This window comes from Aureimonas fodinaquatilis (assembly GCF_008369445.1).
GTDB classification, from domain to species: Bacteria; Pseudomonadota; Alphaproteobacteria; order Rhizobiales; family Rhizobiaceae; genus Aureimonas; species Aureimonas fodinaquatilis.
Map to the genome: position 1 here is coordinate 325,745 of NZ_VTWH01000001.1, position 16,105 is coordinate 341,849.

14 protein-coding genes are annotated in these 16,105 nt (G+C 57.2%); 8 read left to right on the plus strand and 6 right to left on the minus strand.

Annotation, left to right across the window (positions count from 1 at the left end):
- Nucleotides 1-23 precede the first annotated feature (23 nt).
- From FPY71_RS01645 to FPY71_RS01660, 4 genes are all read left to right on the plus strand, one after another.
- Complete coding sequence (locus FPY71_RS01645) at nt 24-842, plus strand: alpha/beta fold hydrolase (protein ID WP_149296994.1); 819 nt, start codon at nt 24-26, stop codon at nt 840-842.
- Between the two features lie 342 nt (nt 843-1,184).
- Entirely contained in the window at nt 1,185-1,985 is an 801-nt protein-coding gene (locus FPY71_RS01650) for a GGDEF domain-containing protein (RefSeq protein WP_149296996.1), read from the plus strand.
- 14 nt (nt 1,986-1,999) lie between these two features.
- The gene (locus tag FPY71_RS01655) at nt 2,000-2,737 is read left to right on the plus strand and encodes an SDR family NAD(P)-dependent oxidoreductase (RefSeq protein ID WP_149296998.1); all 738 of its coding nucleotides are present in this window, start codon (nt 2,000-2,002) and stop codon (nt 2,735-2,737) included.
- A gap of 123 nt (nt 2,738-2,860) precedes the next feature.
- Nucleotides 2,861-4,093 (plus strand): glycosyltransferase family 4 protein, encoded by a 1,233-nt coding sequence (locus FPY71_RS01660; RefSeq protein ID WP_149297001.1) that lies wholly within the window; start codon nt 2,861-2,863, stop codon nt 4,091-4,093.
- Between the two features lie 21 nt (nt 4,094-4,114).
- On the opposite strand, the gene xseA is transcribed toward FPY71_RS01660, so the two are convergent.
- Nucleotides 4,115-5,695 (minus strand): exodeoxyribonuclease VII large subunit, encoded by a 1,581-nt coding sequence (gene xseA / locus FPY71_RS01665; protein WP_149297003.1) that lies wholly within the window; start codon nt 5,693-5,695, stop codon nt 4,115-4,117.
- A gap of 45 nt (nt 5,696-5,740) precedes the next feature.
- Nucleotides 5,741-6,697 (minus strand): LysR family transcriptional regulator, encoded by a 957-nt coding sequence (locus tag FPY71_RS01670; protein WP_149297005.1) that lies wholly within the window; start codon nt 6,695-6,697, stop codon nt 5,741-5,743.
- 128 nt (nt 6,698-6,825) lie between these two features.
- Between FPY71_RS01670 and FPY71_RS01675 the strand changes: the two genes are divergently transcribed.
- The gene (locus FPY71_RS01675; RefSeq protein ID WP_246160088.1) at nt 6,826-7,092 is read left to right on the plus strand and encodes a DUF1127 domain-containing protein; all 267 of its coding nucleotides are present in this window, start codon (nt 6,826-6,828) and stop codon (nt 7,090-7,092) included.
- Between the two features lie 66 nt (nt 7,093-7,158).
- Here the strand turns inward: FPY71_RS01675 and FPY71_RS01680 are convergent, their stop codons facing one another.
- From FPY71_RS01680 to FPY71_RS01695, 4 genes are all read right to left on the minus strand, one after another.
- A complete protein-coding gene (locus FPY71_RS01680) occupies nt 7,159-8,472 on the minus strand; it encodes a hemolysin family protein (protein WP_149297007.1) in 1,314 nt (437 codons plus the stop codon).
- Between the two features lie 129 nt (nt 8,473-8,601).
- Nucleotides 8,602-9,339: a hypothetical protein gene (locus tag FPY71_RS01685; protein ID WP_149297010.1), complete on the minus strand. Its 738-nt coding sequence runs from the start codon at nt 9,337-9,339 to the stop codon at nt 8,602-8,604.
- A gap of 164 nt (nt 9,340-9,503) precedes the next feature.
- Nucleotides 9,504-10,877, minus strand: a complete 1,374-nt coding sequence (locus FPY71_RS01690) for a glutamate--cysteine ligase (RefSeq protein ID WP_149297012.1) — start codon at nt 10,875-10,877, stop codon at nt 9,504-9,506.
- An 86-nt stretch (nt 10,878-10,963) separates the two neighbouring features.
- Complete coding sequence (locus FPY71_RS01695; RefSeq protein ID WP_149298583.1) at nt 10,964-11,707, minus strand: 16S rRNA (uracil(1498)-N(3))-methyltransferase; 744 nt, start codon at nt 11,705-11,707, stop codon at nt 10,964-10,966.
- 274 nt (nt 11,708-11,981) lie between these two features.
- Here FPY71_RS01695 and FPY71_RS01700 point away from each other — a divergent pair, with 274 nt between their 5' ends.
- Genes FPY71_RS01700 through glcF form a run of 3 tightly spaced genes read left to right on the plus strand, consistent with a single transcriptional unit; the run spans nt 11,982 to nt 16,008 of the window.
- The gene (locus tag FPY71_RS01700) at nt 11,982-13,475 is read left to right on the plus strand and encodes an FAD-linked oxidase C-terminal domain-containing protein (RefSeq protein WP_149298584.1); all 1,494 of its coding nucleotides are present in this window, start codon (nt 11,982-11,984) and stop codon (nt 13,473-13,475) included.
- On the plus strand, nt 13,476-14,684 hold the full coding sequence (glcE, locus tag FPY71_RS01705; RefSeq protein ID WP_149297014.1) for a glycolate oxidase subunit GlcE: 1,209 nt from the start codon (nt 13,476-13,478) through the stop codon (nt 14,682-14,684). It begins immediately after the preceding gene.
- Between the two features lie 4 nt (nt 14,685-14,688).
- Nucleotides 14,689-16,008, plus strand: coding sequence for a glycolate oxidase subunit GlcF (gene glcF, locus FPY71_RS01710; RefSeq protein ID WP_149297016.1), 1,320 nt, complete (start codon nt 14,689-14,691; stop codon nt 16,006-16,008).
- The last annotated feature ends 97 nt before the right edge of the window (nt 16,009-16,105 follow it).

Consider the following 16,105-nt stretch of genomic DNA (forward strand, 5'->3'; position numbering starts at 1 on the left):
ACACACTCAACTGGGAGTTACAGATGGCATTCGTTGAAGCTAAAGATGGCGTGATGCTTCACGTCAAGGACATGGGCCAAGGTCAGCCGGTTGTCCTGATTCATGGGTGGCCGCTGACCGGCGATATGTTCGAGTATCAGACGCTTGCCCTGCTTGAAGCAGGTTTCCGCGTTATCACCTATGATCGCCGTGGATTTGGCCAGTCCGGTCATCCGGCGACCGGCTATAATTACGATATGTTCGCAGATGATCTGGCGGCAATTCTCGAAGATCTTGATTTGCAGTCTGTTTCGCTTGTCGGTTTTTCGATGGGCGGCGGCGAGATCGCCCGCTATCTTGCGCGGCACGGCGCATCACGCGTCTCAAAGGCAGTTCTGGTGGCGTCGGTTGCCGGCTATCTTCTTCAGGACGAAACCAACCCGGATGGCGTAGAGCCATCGGTGTTTGAAGATATGAAAGCGCAAATCCGGAAGGACCGTTTTGCCTTTCTGCAGAGCTTTGCAAAGCAGTTCTATGGCGTTGGCCTGGTAACCAGCCCTGTCAGCCAGGGAATTCTGGACTGGTCGTTTGTTCATGGCATCATGGCAAGTCCAAAAGCGACAATCGATTGTGTTGATGCTTTTGGTACCACTGATTTCAGGCCTGACTTTGCGGCGTTCACTATTCCGACACTGGTCATTCACGGCACGGGTGATGATATTGTACCCATAGCCCTGACCGGGCATGCGGCGGCCAAAGGCATCTCCGGTGCACAATTGATTGAATATGATGGTGAACCGCACGGTCTGTTCGCCACAGTGCCGGACAGGCTCAATCATGATCTGATTGAATTTCTTCGTTAGCCGGTCTGACACGTTGGCAACTGGTAAAACGACTTCGCTTCAACACAAGATGCGCACTAGAAAGGCCCCGCGATTGCGGGGCTTTTTTTATTAAATAACCTCGGCTGATGTGAATGAAACAATCTTATCCGCTCCGGCGCGGGTGCATTGACGGCGTGTTTAAGTAAGCCAGCGCATGGAAACGTCTCCTCAGGCTGGCCAGAGGGAAATCCGCCTACTATCGTCGGAAAGGATTGCAAGGCGCACTACCCAATACCTCGCCGTCAGTTGCGAAGGCGTTTGATTGCCTATAGCAATGGTTGTGGGAACGGGCTCCGCTGGCGCTTTGCCGATGAGGTTTCAATGACGGCAGTTAGCCCGTGGGGTGGGCGAATTTTTCTGCGCGCAATCGCTGTTGCTGTTGCCAGCGCGGCTGGCTCTGTTTTGATTGCTTTGATAGCGGTGCCCGCCATTGGCGGAAGCTTCGACGGCAATGGATTGTTGATGTGCGTTGTTTGTTCGGTTCTGATCAGCGGACCCGCCAGCGCCTTTCATTTCCGGCAGCATGACCGGCTTCTGGCTGCGCATCGGGCGGTTAAAGACCTGAACGCCAGCCTGGCGGCTGCAAATGCCGAACTGGCCGAACGCGCAACGCGCGACGGGCTTTCCGGCATGTTGAACCGATCTGAATTTTACCGTCAGCTTGCCGCAGTTCCGAAGAATGGCTGCGGAGCTTTTTACGCCATCGACATGGATGATTTTAAGCTGGTGAATGACTGGAATGGCCACCTCGTGGGCGATGAAGCCATTCGCAGGGTCGCATCGGTTTTTACACTGGTGTTTGACGCAGAAGCGCTGATTGGCCGAACCGGCGGTGATGAATTCTGCATTTTCGCTCCGGTCGCCTCTCGGGCAGAGGCTGAGCAGGAAGGGCAAGCGGCGATAGTCGCCATTGCAGAACTGGATCTTGTCAATCCGCACACCGGTCGGCCGGTGCAGATATCCGTCAGCATCGGCTATGCTTTTTTCGAGCGAATTCCGCCAGAGGTGAAAACCGGCGTCAATATGGCAGATCAGGCGCTTTACGAGGCCAAGCGAAGCGGGCGCGGCAGATTGATTGGTTATACCGCGCGGCAATTGGAAGCCGTGCAAGCAAGTGTTTAAGGGACGTTTGTCATATGAATTTGTTCAGTCTTGAGGGCCGGGTGGCTATCGTGACCGGTGGTGCATCTGGAATTGGCCTTGCAGCGGCCCGGGAACTGGCGAAGGCCGGTGCAACCGTGACCATTCTGGACCGAGCCTTTCCTGAAGAGGCATCAGAATTTGCTACCAAGGTGCTGGATGTGACCAGTGAGGATGCCGTGGCGGTGGCTTTTGACGCTATCGCCACGGAAGCCGGGCGGCTGGATATTCTGGTCAACAGCGCCGGTATTGCCATCCGCCGCCCTGCGCTGGACCTGTCCGTGGAAGATTGGAACCGGGTTGTTGATGTGAATATGACGGGCAGTTTTCTGTGCGCAAGGGAAGCCGCACGGCATATGATTGCCTTTGGCAACGGTGGCGCCATTGTCAATGTGGCATCGATCATGGGGCTTTCCGGCGGGGGGCTATATCCCAACATTTCCTACCAGACCACCAAAGGCGCGATTATCAATATGACCCGGGCGCTGGCAGTCGAGTGGGCCGCCAGCAATATTCGCGTCAACGCTGTTGCCCCGACCTATGTCCGCACACCCTTTATTTCCGCCCTGCTGGAACAGCCGGAGTTGATGAAGAAAATTGCCGATATGACCCCCCTCGGCAGGTTGGCCGAACCTGAAGAAGTGGCGGCCGCAATTGTGTTTCTGGCCGCGCCCGCGTCAGGCATGGTGACTGGTCACACTCTGCCGGTGGATGGTGGATTTCTGGCCCAATAGCCCGAAATACCAAGAACGCGCTATTTATTATATATCTTATAGAGTTTAGTGGACGGATCGTTTTAAGCGCAGTATTTTTGGCCGGAACTGGAAAACTCAATTTCGCCGGAAGCAGTTTCGTAAATGCGCTATCTTTTCATTCATCAGAATTTTCCCGGGCAGTACAAACATTTGGCACCCGCATTGGCGGCGCAACCGGGTCATGAAGTGCGCGCAATGCATATGCGCGATCAGATGCCGAAGAACTGGCACAATATCGGCCTGATGCATTACACCGCCAGCCGTGGTTCCACGCGCGGGGTGCATCCGTGGATTGTCGACCTGGAAACCAAGGCCATTCGCGGCGAGGCGGCATTCAACGCCGCATTGAACCTTAAACGGCAAGGCTATGTTCCGGATGTGATCATCGGTCATCCGGGCTGGGGAGAAATGCTGTTTTTGAAAGATGTGTGGCCCGATGCCCGCATGGGTGCCTATTGCGAATTCTATTATCAGCCATTTGGCGCGGATTCGAATTTTGACCCGGAATTCGCCAAGTCTGACGCCAGCGATGTCTGCCGCCTTCGGTTCAAAAACGTCAATATGGAATTGACCTTCGCGCAGGCTGATGCAGGCATAGCCCCCACACAATGGCAGGCGAGCACGTTTCCTGAAAGCATGCGTAACCGTATTTCGGTGGTGCATGATGGTATCGATACCGATGCCTTGCGGCCAAACGACAAAGCATTCTTCAAACTGCCAAATGGGCGAACGCTGACGCGTGATGACGAAGTTCTCACCTATGTCAGCCGCAATCTGGAACCCTATCGCGGATTTCAGACCATGATGCGGGCTTTGCCGACGCTGCTGAAGGAGCGGCCACAACCTCAGATCGTGTTGGTTGGCGATACGAAAACCGGCTATGGCGGCATGCCGCAACATGGCACGTGGAAAGAGCTGTTTGTCAAAGAGGTGAAGCCGAAAATTCGCCCGGAAGATTGGGAGCGGGTGCATTTCACCGGTCCGCTGGATTATCCGCGCTTCATTTCCTTGCTGCAACTTTCCACAGTTCACATTTATCTGACTTATCCGTTTGTTCTGTCATGGTCGCTGGTGGAAGCCATGAGCATTGGCTGCGCCATTGTTGCCAGCGACACATCTCCTGTCAGGGAGGCGATCCGCGACGATGATACGGGTGTGCTGGTGGATTTTTTCAACCCGGATGAGTTGGCGGCACAGATTGTTGCGCTGCTGGACGATCCGGAGAAACGGGCGCGGCTGGGTGCGGCCGCGCGGGTGCACGCCCAGCGCCATTATGACCTGAAGTCGAATTGCCTGCCAGGAATGCTGGACTGGGTCAGAACCCTTGGTGGCTAGAACATGCCTCGCGGCAACGGTCTAGAACAGATCGCCCTGGTTGGCAGGCGGCCTCTTTGTGCGTGAAGCAGGCTGCTTTGCCGGCTCGCCGCTGGTTGCAACGGCATGGCGCAGTTCTCCGCCGGCAAATTCCACACTGAAGGCCATGCCGGATTGCAATCCGGCAGCCTGCGTAATGGGTTGCCCCTCACTGTCACGAACGATGGTGTAGCCGCGTTCAAGAACCCGGCGCGGATCCAGACTGCCAGCAACGCGCCAGATACCGGACAGCAGATTTCGACGGTCTTCCAAAAGGCGCGAACAGGCCGTGTCAAAGCTGCGCGACGTCTGCGCCAGACGCTGCCGGGCTTCGTCGCGCATGCGGGCAACTGTGTGCGGGCGAATGGCAGCGGCAATTCGCTCAAATGCTTGCCGTTTGCGAAAAATGCCCTGCGCAAGGCCATTGTCCAGACCATTCGCCAGCCGCTCCAGGCCGTTGCGCCTGTCCAGCAGCATGACGGCAAGCCGGTTCGGCTGGAGCGCGCCTGCGGCCACTGTAAAGCGCTGTCGCTCTCCTGCGATGGCGCTGCGCAGACAGCGATCCAGATTGACGGATAGCTCGTCCAGGTGCCGCCGGGGCATGGCCAAAAGCATGTCGGCGGAAGGCAGCGCGCGGGCCAGTGTTTGCAATTGCCGCTTTTCCTGCTGAACCAGGCGGGAAACAGCTGCCCCGTTGCGTGCGTGCAGCGCAGCAAGTGTTGCGGCAATTTCGGCCCGCACCGGCACGGCCATTTCCGCCGCACCGGTTGGAGTTGGAGCGCGCATATCGGCTACATGGTCCAGCAGCGTCCAGTCGGTTTCATGCCCAACAGCAGAAATCAGCGGAATTGTGCTGAGGCTGGCGGCGCGCACAACTGCCTCGTCATTGAAGCCCCACAGATCTTCCAGGCTGCCACCGCCACGCGCCACAATCAGCAGATCCGGGCGGGGCAGGGTTCCTCCCGCCGGCAAGGCGTTAAAACCCTCGATTGCTTCGGCGACCTCTGCCCCGCTTGTTTCGCCCTGTACGCGAACAGGCCAGACAATGAGATGAACTGGAAAACGATCGGCAATGCGGTGGCAAATGTCGCGAATAACTGCGCCGGTTGGCGAAGTGATGATGCCGATGACGCGGGGCAGATAGGGAAGGGGCTGCTTTCGGGCTTTGTCAAAAAGGCCTTCAGCTTCAAATTTAAGACGGCGCTCGTTCAAAAGAGCCATCAGCGCGCCAGCGCCTGCTGGCTTCATATCCTCGATAACAATCTGGTATTTCGACGATCCGGGGTAAGTGGTCAATCGGCCCGTGGCCACCACCTCCAGCCCTTCTTCCGGTTTGAACGCCAGCTTGCTGAAAGATGTTTTCCAGATAACTGCTTCCAGCCGCGCCTTTTCATCCTTCAACGAAAAATATGCATGACCCGATGAATGCGGACCCCGATAGCCCGAAATTTCTCCACGAACCCGGACATGGCCAAATGTCTGCTCGACAGTGCGTTTCAACGCACCGGAAATTTCCGAGACGGAATATTCCGCAGCGTTGGAAAGGTTGCTCTGCGAAGCGTCAGGATCGTCAAAAAAGCTCATAGCGGTTTATGCGAAGCAAGCAGCCATTCGGTCAAGGCCTGTCATTCAACAATTGGCGGCAACAATGCCCGTGCGGGAAAGCGATGGACGCACGATTCTCGGCTCGGCTGCAGGGCGTTGGACTGTCGCTTCATCGGTCTGCGGTACAAGATTTTGCAGACTTTCCCGAATATGGTCGATCAGGGCTGAAATCACCGGCGTGTCAGTGTTTTTGCCACGCATGACGGCAATTTGCGCATCTTTCAGCTTGGGAAAGCCATCTGCCTCTGTCAGCACGCGCATGCCCGGGCGCAGCGCGCATTCGGGCAAGACGCTGACGGCCAGCCCGGCCAGAACCGCTGAGGTGACGATAGTGGCAGACCAGCTGGTGAACAAAATTCGATAATCGCGCTGCATCCGGGAAAGCGCCTCGACACCCTGTTTGCGCCAGTTGCAATCCGGCCGCCCGATTGCCAGCGGCAAAACCTCTTCCAGATGCACCGAATGGCAGGCAGACGTCACGAAATGCAGCGGTTCCCGCCGCACAATTTCCGACCATGCATGGGTTTTGGAGGGGCAGACCAGGGCCACGTCCAGATGGCCTTTTTCCACATGTTCAACCAGACTGGACGTTGTTTCACAGGCAATCTGAAGTTCCACACGCGGGTTGGAGCGCACAAAGCGCGCCATGATCTCGGGCAAGAAACGTTCGGCGTAATCATCCGGCAGGCCGATGCGCACATGGCCGGAAATATGCGCCTCGTCAAAGGCTGTCAGTGTTTCCTGGCTGAGGGACAGCATCCGGCGTGCATAGCCAAGCAGGCGCGCACCATCATCCGTCAACCGGACACTGCGCCCTGTGCGCTCGAACAGCTCTTTGCCAAGCCGCTCTTCCAACCGCCGAATCTGCATGGAAACGGCTGATTGGGTTTTGAACACATCTTCGGCAGCACGTGTGAAACTGCCTGTATCCACCACAGCCAGAAAGCTGCGCAACTGGTCCAGATCAAGTGGGATAGCCATGGCGTTATCCATCAGCATTGATGATGGAACACATTACAAACATTCGTTGGTCTAATCAATACTGATGGCTTATCTCAAGGATCATGCAGCGGCAAGCGCCCTGTTCCTCTAGCACTCAGGAGAGCATTGTGACGATTGTTGTCAAAGGGCCGGGCAGGTCAACGATGCCCGAATTCGCCTCGAATATCCGTTTGGGACTGGCTGCAGTGCCAGCCGTTTTTCGCGCATTCAAAAACCGTCGGCAGGCGCATTATGTCGCGGATTTGCCCGATTATCTTCTGGCTGATCTGGGCATCAAGCGTGATGATGTGCATGACGCACTGAACACCGACTGGCGGCAGGACCCGACCTATCAACTGGCCGTGCGAGCCGCAAAACGCAGGCGCGCCAGATGAATGTTGCATGCCGACAATCCGATGGACTTCAGTAACCCGCCGCAGCGCTGACGCTGCGGCGTTTTTTTATTCCGCTGTTTCGCTTTCGGCATTCCGGGTGCCAATAAAGGTGGCAAGCACCTTGTCAATGCGGCGACCATCAAGATCCACCACCTCAAAGCGCCAATCCGAATAGTCCATGGTTTCGCCGACATCGGGAATATGGCCAAAGCAATCCAGAATGAAACCGGCAAAGGTTTCGTAATCCCGCTCCCTGGGGAAAACCAGACCGGGAATCAGCCGTTCGACATTGTCTGCCGTCATGCCGGCATCGACCAGATAGGAGCCATCGGCCCGCTGTGTCACGCCATGTTCCTCATCCGTGCCTTCAGGCAGCGCGCCAGCAATAGACGCAAGGATGTCGGTTGGCGTTACCACCCCTTCAAACGTGCCATATTCATCCAGAACAATGGCCATATGGGTTGAGGCATTCTGAAACCGGTCCAGCAGTTTCAGAACTGGCATGGTTTCGTTGACATAAAGCGGTTCTCGCAAAGCGGTCTTGATGTCGATCGCGCCCGTCAGCCGAATTTGCTCCAGAAGATCCTTGGCCTGAACCACGCCGATAATATCGTCCACCTCTTCACCGCTGACCGGGAAGCGAGAGTGACCACTTGCGTGAATTTCATCCAGAATGCTGGTCTGCTCGTCGTCTATCGAAATCCAGTAGACGTCGGGTCGGGGCACCATGACCGAACGCGCGGTCCTGTCGGCAATGCGTAGCACACCCTCGATCAGTTCGCGTTCCTTGGGCTCGAAGACGCCGCTTTGCGTGCCTTCGGCTATCATTGCCTTGACTTCTTCTTCCGTGACCGAATTTTCTGACGAGGTGGAAATGCCGACCAGGCGGGAAACCGTTTCCGTGGAAATTCGAAGAAACCAGACGACGGGTGCGCCGATGCGGGCCAGAAGCAGCATGAAGGGTGCGACAAAACTGGCGATACCCTCGGAGTGATTGAGAGCAAACCGCTTGGGCACCAGTTCACCTAAAATCAGCGAGAGATAGGTGATGACCACAACAACAATCGCAAAAGCTGCGCCTTGTGAGTAGGGGCCGATAACCGGCATTGTCACCAGCACGTCGGCCAGCGGACCTGAAAATGCCGAGGCGCCGAATGCGCCTGCGAAAATGCCCACCAGCGTGATGCCAACCTGCACCGTTGAAAGAAAGCTGGTTGGATCATCCACCAGTTTCAAAGCGCGCGCAGCGCCCTGGCTGCCATTATTGGCCATTTGTTGCAGCTTGCCACGACGTGACGAAACAACAGCCAGTTCAGACATGGCAAAAAAGCCATTGAGAAGGATAAGGAAGACGACAATCAGAAAGTTGACGAGAAGCATAAAGTTCGTAAAAACCTGTTCATCGGGCTAAGACAGCAGCCGATCCGGATGGAGAGCATAAGAGAAAAACACCGCATTTCAAAGTTTTTGCGGGCAGTCACACATGGTCACACCGGCTTCATCCCTCTATCAGTCCTTTTTCGTCTCATCGTGCCGCTCGAAAAGTGACATCATTTCTCGCATATAGCTATCCTGAAATGAACGCCCTGCTTCCAAAAAGTCAAAGGCGGTATCAAACGGGCTTGCTGCGGGCGGCGGCTCTTTCGGCGCGCTGTCTGATGTGCGCGGCACAAAAGGAAACCCTTTCAGGGCCTCGGCAAACATGCGGCCGATTTCTTCCGTGCTGTGCGGGGTGGGGTGATTCTGCCGGGAATGGCTGGGCCGGCTGAACGCGTCCATCGCATTGGCCGAGCGTCGCATCATTTCCGCCAGCAGGACGCCTGCACTGTCTCCCGGTAAGGCGCCTTTGCGTCCGGTTGAGGCGTTCAGCGTGTGCATGATCGAATCGACCGTGAGCGAGGAAAAGATCGGGATCATTTGTGCCAGCGTGTCGGGTGCCAGCCCGCTGATCAAGGATGCCTGCCGCGCGACGGCATCGGCCAGGTCGCGGCTGCCAAACAGGCCAAGCATGGCCTTCTGGCCAAATGCATCAGAACCGGCAGCAGGAAAGGCGGCGAATTGTCGTGACATTTCAGCAAATTGCGCCTGATTTGCCATCATCCGCTTCATGCCCAGCATCAGCGCCGGGGCCAGCGCCTCCGTGGCCTCGCGAATTTCCTTTTCGCTCAGTCGGAATTGCGCCTGCAACTGTTCGGATGCGTTCTGCATCCCGGCGCTTGCCGCCAGCCAATCCGCAAATGTTGTCATTTTTCGCTCCCACGCCCACCCCAGGCCATGCGCGCGATCTCCCAATCGCCTGACAAGGCCTGACGCTTTGTTTTGTCGCATTGTCCTGGCGTTAAAACAATTCCGTTTCAACGAGGAATGCTCTGGTGGAAGATTAAGCCAAATTGTGCCGCTGCCAAGTGGGCTTAATAGGTCAGATGTTCAAATAGCCTTCGCATGGATTGGTCCCATTGCGTACTATACAGACGCACAAGTTCTTCAGCAGACGTGGTTCCGCGCGCAACAATTTCTTCCAGAGGCGCAAGGAAAAAGCTTTCATCATTGCCTTCTTCGTTCAGCCTCGCCCTTGCCACAAGACCTTGGCGGGATATGCGCAGAACAGCGCGCGCCACTTCAAGCACATCTGCGTCACGAAAGCGTGTGGCAAGGCCGGAGGTCGGTACGGCATTTCGCAACGCCTGCACCTCTTCAAATGTCCAGTCGGCAACCAGCGTTTCCACTGCTTCCAGTGCGCCGCCGTCATACAGCAGCCCGGTCCAGAACGCGGGCAGCGCGCATATGCCGCGCCATGGGCCACCGTCAGCACCCCGCATTTCAATGAAGCGCTTGAGGCGTACATCAGGGAACAGCGTGGAAAGATGGTTTGTCCAGTCGCCCATATTGGGCGTGGCATCAGCAACACGCCCTTTGAATGCGCCATCCAGAAACTGCCGAAATGTTACATCAGTGGCGTCGTGGTAAACACCATCGCGGGTGATGAAATACATCGGCACATCCAGTGCCCATTCAACGTAATCATCATAGCCGAAATCCGGTTTGAAGACGAAAGGCAGAAGGCCGGAACGCGCATTGTCCACATTGTGCCAAACCGCAGAGCGCCAGGAAACCAGCCCGTTCTTCTTTCCCTCGGTGAAGGGGGAGTTTGCAAACAGTGCAGATGCCACAGGCTGCAATTTCATGCCGATCTGCATTTTGCGGCGCATGTCGGCTTCGTCGGAAAAATCCAGATTGACCTGAATTGTGCTGGTTCTGAACATCATGTCCAGACCGCGCGTGCCGACCTTCGGCATGTAGGCCTTCATGATTTCATAACGCGATTTCGGCATGACCGGCGTTTCAGCCAGTGTCCAGAGCGGGCTGGCGCCTATTCCCAGAAACTCGATCCCCAGTTGTTTTGCGGCTTTGCGGACATCGCTCAGATGAGCGTTGGATTCGCGGCAGGTCTCGTGCAGCGTCAGCAACGGCGCGCCGGAAAGCTCAAACTGGCCGCCCGGTTCCAGCGAAATTGCGCCCTGACCGTTTGGCCCTGCAAGGCCGATAATCCGGCCGCCGTCTACAATGGCTTCCCAGCCGGACATGGCCTGCATGGCCTCCAGCAGTTTGTGGATGCCGCGCTCTCCCTCATAGGGAACGGGAGATAGATCTTCGGGGTAGTAGCCGAATTTTTCGTGCTCTGTGCCAATACGAAATTCGGTGGCCGGCTTCTCACCGCCTCGCAGGTAATCTGCCAGATCGCCCTGGGAGGTGATCGGCGTCAGGTCGGTCGTGTCACGCGCCATAGTGTCTCATCCGCTTCCCGCCCCAAGCGGGTGAATCAATTAACGTTGTCATTTCTTGTTTCGCTATTCAGTGCAAGAACATTCCTTCAGCGCGGCCAGTCACCGGCAACAGCCTGCACAAGCGCAAGTGCGGCAACAGCGGCCGTATCGGCCCGCAATATGCGCGGCCCGAGCGATATTGCGGTGACAAACCCGCACCCCGTCAACAGGGTGCGCTCGGTTTGGGAAAAGCCACCTTCGGGCCCTATCAGAACGGCCAGTGGCCGGCCGGCAAAGGGTGCCAGCAGCTGCTGGGGGCTATGGTCAGCGGCGCGTTCGTCGCAAAATATCAATTGTCGGGACGCATCCCATGATTCGAGCAGTTGCGGCAGCCGAGCCATTTCCACACAGTCGGGCACGGCCAGAATGCCGCATTGTTCCGCCGCCTCCTGAGCATTGGCCTGCATGCGCGCAATGTTGATGCGCGGTGCCTGGCAGTGCTGGGTCATAACGGGTTGCAATCTGCCGGCGCCCATTTCCACTGCCTTCTGCACCATATAATCCAGCCGCGCATGTTTGAGCGGAGCAAACAGATAGTGCAGGTCAGGCAAAGGCGGCTGCGGGCGCAATTGCACATCCACCCGCAACTCGACCCGCTTTTTCGCCGGTCGGTGAAAGCTGGCGCGCCATTCTCCATCCTGCCCGTTGAACAGAAGCACGCTCGCGCCTTCTTCAAGCCGCATGACATTGGCCAGATAATTTGCCTGCTCGGGCGAGGCCTCCAGCACGGCAGCGGCAAACAGTTTTGCGGGGGTGAACAACCGGGGGGAGCGGAAATCATGATCGGGCATTGCGCATTCGCCAAGCTTGTCTTTCTGGATCGCCTGAGGCGATGGAATTCTTTGATTTGTGGCATTGTCTTGCCGCTGAACCGCAGAGGTTACAACGGAAAAATGCAGCAAGCGGAATCTCACCCGCCTGCCGGGTCGGGTTTATACGATCTTGCGGATATTGAAATCCCGTTCCACAGGCCGGAAGTGGGCGAACGTGTTGATAAGGCAATGGACTTCCAACGCCCTAAAGTTTAATTCAATTCTAATTCGCACTGAGGGAGACATGTTGCGTATGACAATTTCCATGCCTCTGCCGAACAAGGAAGTTTTGGCGCGTCGCGCTGGAATTGTTGCCGCCATGCGCGAGATAGTGCCGGGCGAAGGCGTGGTGGATGCCACCAATGAAATGCGGGTTTTTGAAACCGATGCGCTGACAGCCTATCGACAACTGCCACTGGTGGTGGTTCTGCCAGACACCGTGGACCAGGTTGCCGCAGTTCTGAAATATTGCCACGCCAACGACATTCCCGTTGTGCCACGCGGGTCCGGCACATCCTTGTCTGGCGGTGCTCTGCCGTTGGAAGACGGCGTGCTGCTGGTGCTGTCGCGCTTCAATCGTGTGCTGGATGTGGATTTTGAAAACCGCTGCGCCGTTGTGCAACCGGGTGTTACCAATCTTGGCATCACGCGGGCGGTGGAGCATGCGGGCTTTTACTATGCGCCGGATCCATCATCGCAGATTGCCTGTTCGATAGGCGGCAACATTGCCGAGAATTCCGGTGGTGTGCACTGTTTGAAATATGGCCTGACCACCAACAATGTGCTGGGCCTTGAATTTGTAACGGTTGAGGGCGAGGTCGTTCGGCTGGGCGGCAAGCATCTCGATAGCGAAGGCTATGACCTGCTTGGCCTGATGACTGGCTCAGAGGGGCTTCTGGGCGTGGTGACTGAAGTCACCGTGCGCATTTTGCAGGCACCGGAAACGGCGCGCGCGGTGTTGATCGGCTTTCCAACCAGCGAACAGGCTGGCGCTGCCGTGGCCGCTATTATTGCCCAGGGCATTATTCCCGGCGGAATGGAAATGATGGATCGGCCAGCCATTCGGGCCGCTGAAGATTTTGTGCATGCCGGTTATCCGCTGGATGTTGAAGCGTTGCTGATTGTCGAGCTGGATGGCCCGAAGGCTGAGGTCGATTATCTGCTTGGCGCGGTTGAGGATATTGCCCGTGCCAATGGCGCAACGACCGCGCGAGTTTCCACTTCTGACGAGGAGCGGGCGCGCTTCTGGGCTGGACGCAAGGCGGCGTTTCCAGCGGTCGGAAGAATCTCGCCCGACTATCTGTGTATGGATGGCACCATTCCGCGCAAGGAACTGCCTCGCGTTCTGGCGGGAATGAAGCAATTGTCGGAACACTACCGGCTGGCCGTGGCCAACGTGTTTCATGCCGGAGACGGCAATCTGCACCCATTGATTTTGTACGATGCTTCCAGAGATGACGAGTTGCAGCGCGCCGAGGATTTCGGCGCCGATATTTTGCGGCTTTGCGTGGAAGTTGGCGGTGTCCTGACCGGTGAGCACGGGGTGGGCATTGAAAAGCGCGATCTGATGCCGGAAATGTTTTCCGAAGATGATCTGCGCCACCAGCAGCGCATCAAATGCGCCTTTGACGACAAGCATCTTTTGAACCCGGGCAAGGTGTTTCCTGTGCTGCACCGCTGTGCAGAGCTGGGCCGCATGCATGTGCATCGCGGCCAGGTGCCATTTCCAGATCTTCCGAGATTTTAAATGCAAAGCTTACAACACCAACCGCAGACCGCTGAAGACGTGCGCGACATTGTGCTGGATGCCGTAGCGCAGGCAACACCGCTTGCCATCGAAGGCACGGGCACAAAGCACTTTCTGGGCAAGCCGGTGCAGGCCGCGGCAACGCTTTCCACCGCTGGCTTGAGCGGCGTTACCCTGTATGAGCCGGAGGAACTTGTGCTTTCGGCGCGTGCGGGCACGCCCATGGCAGAGATTGAAGCTGTACTGAAAGCACGGGGCCAACGGCTGGAGTTTGAGCCGCTGGATTACGGGCCACTGCTGGGCCAGCCTGCCGGGCAGGGAACACTGGGCGGTGTTATGTCCTGCAACCTTTCCGGCCCGCGGCGTATCAAGCAGGGCGCGGCCCGCGACCATATTCTGGGTGTCGGCGCAGTGTCCGGGCGCGGCGAAATCTACAAGGCTGGCGGCCGGGTGGTGAAAAACGTCACGGGTTTTGACCTTTCCAAGGGCCTCACTGGCGCTTATGGCACATTGTCGGTCCTGACCGATATCACCATCAAGGTTATGCCCGACAGCCAGTCTGAAACCACGCTGTTGTTGCGTGACATGCAGGATGATGAGGCGATGGGCGCGCTGTCTGCCGCGATGGGCTCCCCCGGGGAAGTTTCAGCCGCGGCGCATCTGCCCTATGGCGTTGCAGGGCGGGTTCTGGACGGGGCGCTGGGCAAAAATGCCGCCACGCTGATGCGGCTGGAAGGGTTTGGACCGTCGGTCAAGGCGCGCGCCGCCCATCTGGGCGCTGCATTGGAAAAAGTGGGACGAGTGGAACGTCTGGAAGACGATGAGTCGCGGGCACTTTGGCGCGACGTGCGCGATGTTACGCCCTTTGCGGGGCCAGACCATCGTGTCGTGTGGCGGCTTTCTGTCACGCCCACAAGGGCAGCCGATGTTGTGATGGCGCTGCGCATGCACATTGCGGCTGATGCGCTGTATGACTGGCAGGGCGGCCTGGTGTTTCTGCGGCTGGAACACGGGGTGGAGGCAGAGCGCATTCGAGCGGTGATTGCAGCGCATGGCGGGGGCCATGCCACATTGCTGCGCGCCAGCATGGATGAACGTCTGACCAATCCTGTTTTTCAACCGCAACCGGCGGCACTGGCCGCTTTGTCTCAGCGGTTGAAGCAACAATTTGACCCAGTGGGTATTCTAAATCCGGGACGGATGGGCTGACGACATGCAGACACATTTTTCGCTTGCCCAGCTCGCCGATCCGGATGTCGCACATTCCGAAACCATTTTGCGCAAATGCGTGCATTGCGGCTTTTGCACCGCGACCTGCCCCACCTATGTCACTCTGGGCAATGAACTGGACAGTCCACGCGGGCGCATTTACCTGATCAAGGACATGCTGGAAAATGACCGGCCAGCGGATGACAAGCTTGTCACCCATATAGACCGGTGCCTGTCATGCTTGTCTTGCATGACAACCTGCCCGTCGGGCGTCAATTACATGCACCTTGTTGACCATGCGCGCGCGCATATTGAGGAAACCTACACAAGGCCTCTGCCTGACAGGCTTACCCGGTTGATGCTGGCAAAAATTCTGCCCTATCCAGGCAGGTTCCGCGCGGCGCTTCGGCTGGCCAATCTGGCTCGCCCCTTTGCAGGCATGCTGGAAAGCATTGCCGCGCTGAAGCCTGTGGGGGCCATGCTGCGTCTTGCGCCTCGCACCGTGCCCGCCGCTTCTGCGATAAACCAGCCTGGCACTCACGCGGCATCCGGCCAGCGGCAGAAACGCGTTGCACTGTTGCGGGGTTGCGCACAATCCGTGCTGGACCCGGCTATCAACGAAGCGACGGTGCGTTTGCTGACAAGGCTTGGCGTTGAGGTGGTGGTGCCGAAAGGTGAGGGGTGCTGTGGCTCGCTGACCCACCATATGGGACGCGAGGATGAGGCGCTTGCTTCTGCCCGTCGAAATGTTGATGTCTGGATGCGTGAGGTCGATAATGGCGGTCTGGATGCCGTGATCATCACGACATCGGGCTGCGGCACGACGATCAAGGACTATGGTCATATGCTGCGGTTGGATCCGGCCTATGCAGAAAAGGCCGCGCAGGTTTCAAATCTTGCCAGGGACATAACGGAGTTTCTGGCCGGGCTTGCATTGCCGGAGCCGCAAAACCGGGTACAGGCCGTTGTGGCATATCATTCGGCATGCTCCATGCAGCATGGTCAGAAGATCACCAAAGCGCCGAAGGACCTTCTGGCAAAGGCCGGGTTTACGGTCCGGGATGTGCCGGAAGGGCATTTGTGCTGCGGTTCAGCCGGAACGTACAACATGCTGCAGTCTGAAATTTCCGCCCGTCTGAGGGATCGGAAGGTGCGCAATATAGAGAGCGTGCAGCCAGACATGATTGCGACGGGCAATATTGGGTGCATGACACAGATTGGCACGGGAACCGGCATTCCAGTTGTGCACACGGTGCAACTGCTGGATTGGGCGTTTGGCGGGGAGCGCCCGAACAGTTTGGTTGGTCAAAGCATTTCCCGTTGAACCGAAACGGTTCAACGACAGGACAATGCGAAAAGCAGGAAGCCTTCATTTCCCGTTGAACCGAAACGGTTCGACGACAGGACAATGCGAAGAGCGG

What these genes read in the sequence shown, in the direction of transcription:
- FPY71_RS01645 (WP_149296994.1), top strand. Translation starts at nt 24, where the DNA reads ATGGCATTCGTTGAAGCTAAAGATGGCGTGATGCTTCACGTCAAGGAC.
- FPY71_RS01650 (WP_149296996.1), top strand. Translation starts at nt 1,185, where the DNA reads ATGACGGCAGTTAGCCCGTGGGGTGGGCGAATTTTTCTGCGCGCAATC.
- FPY71_RS01655 (WP_149296998.1), top strand. Translation starts at nt 2,000, where the DNA reads ATGAATTTGTTCAGTCTTGAGGGCCGGGTGGCTATCGTGACCGGTGGT.
- FPY71_RS01660 (WP_149297001.1), top strand. Translation starts at nt 2,861, where the DNA reads ATGCGCTATCTTTTCATTCATCAGAATTTTCCCGGGCAGTACAAACAT.
- xseA (WP_149297003.1), bottom strand. Translation starts at nt 5,695, where the DNA reads ATGAGCTTTTTTGACGATCCTGACGCTTCGCAGAGCAACCTTTCCAAC.
- FPY71_RS01670 (WP_149297005.1), bottom strand. Translation starts at nt 6,697, where the DNA reads ATGGCTATCCCACTTGATCTGGACCAGTTGCGCAGCTTTCTGGCTGTG.
- FPY71_RS01680 (WP_149297007.1), bottom strand. Translation starts at nt 8,472, where the DNA reads ATGCTTCTCGTCAACTTTCTGATTGTCGTCTTCCTTATCCTTCTCAAT.
- FPY71_RS01685 (WP_149297010.1), bottom strand. Translation starts at nt 9,339, where the DNA reads ATGACAACATTTGCGGATTGGCTGGCGGCAAGCGCCGGGATGCAGAAC.
- FPY71_RS01690 (WP_149297012.1), bottom strand. Translation starts at nt 10,877, where the DNA reads ATGGCGCGTGACACGACCGACCTGACGCCGATCACCTCCCAGGGCGAT.
- FPY71_RS01695 (WP_149298583.1), bottom strand. Translation starts at nt 11,707, where the DNA reads ATGCCCGATCATGATTTCCGCTCCCCCCGGTTGTTCACCCCCGCAAAA.
- FPY71_RS01700 (WP_149298584.1), top strand. Translation starts at nt 11,982, where the DNA reads ATGACAATTTCCATGCCTCTGCCGAACAAGGAAGTTTTGGCGCGTCGC.
- glcE (WP_149297014.1), top strand. Translation starts at nt 13,476, where the DNA reads ATGCAAAGCTTACAACACCAACCGCAGACCGCTGAAGACGTGCGCGAC.
- glcF (WP_149297016.1), top strand. Translation starts at nt 14,689, where the DNA reads ATGCAGACACATTTTTCGCTTGCCCAGCTCGCCGATCCGGATGTCGCA.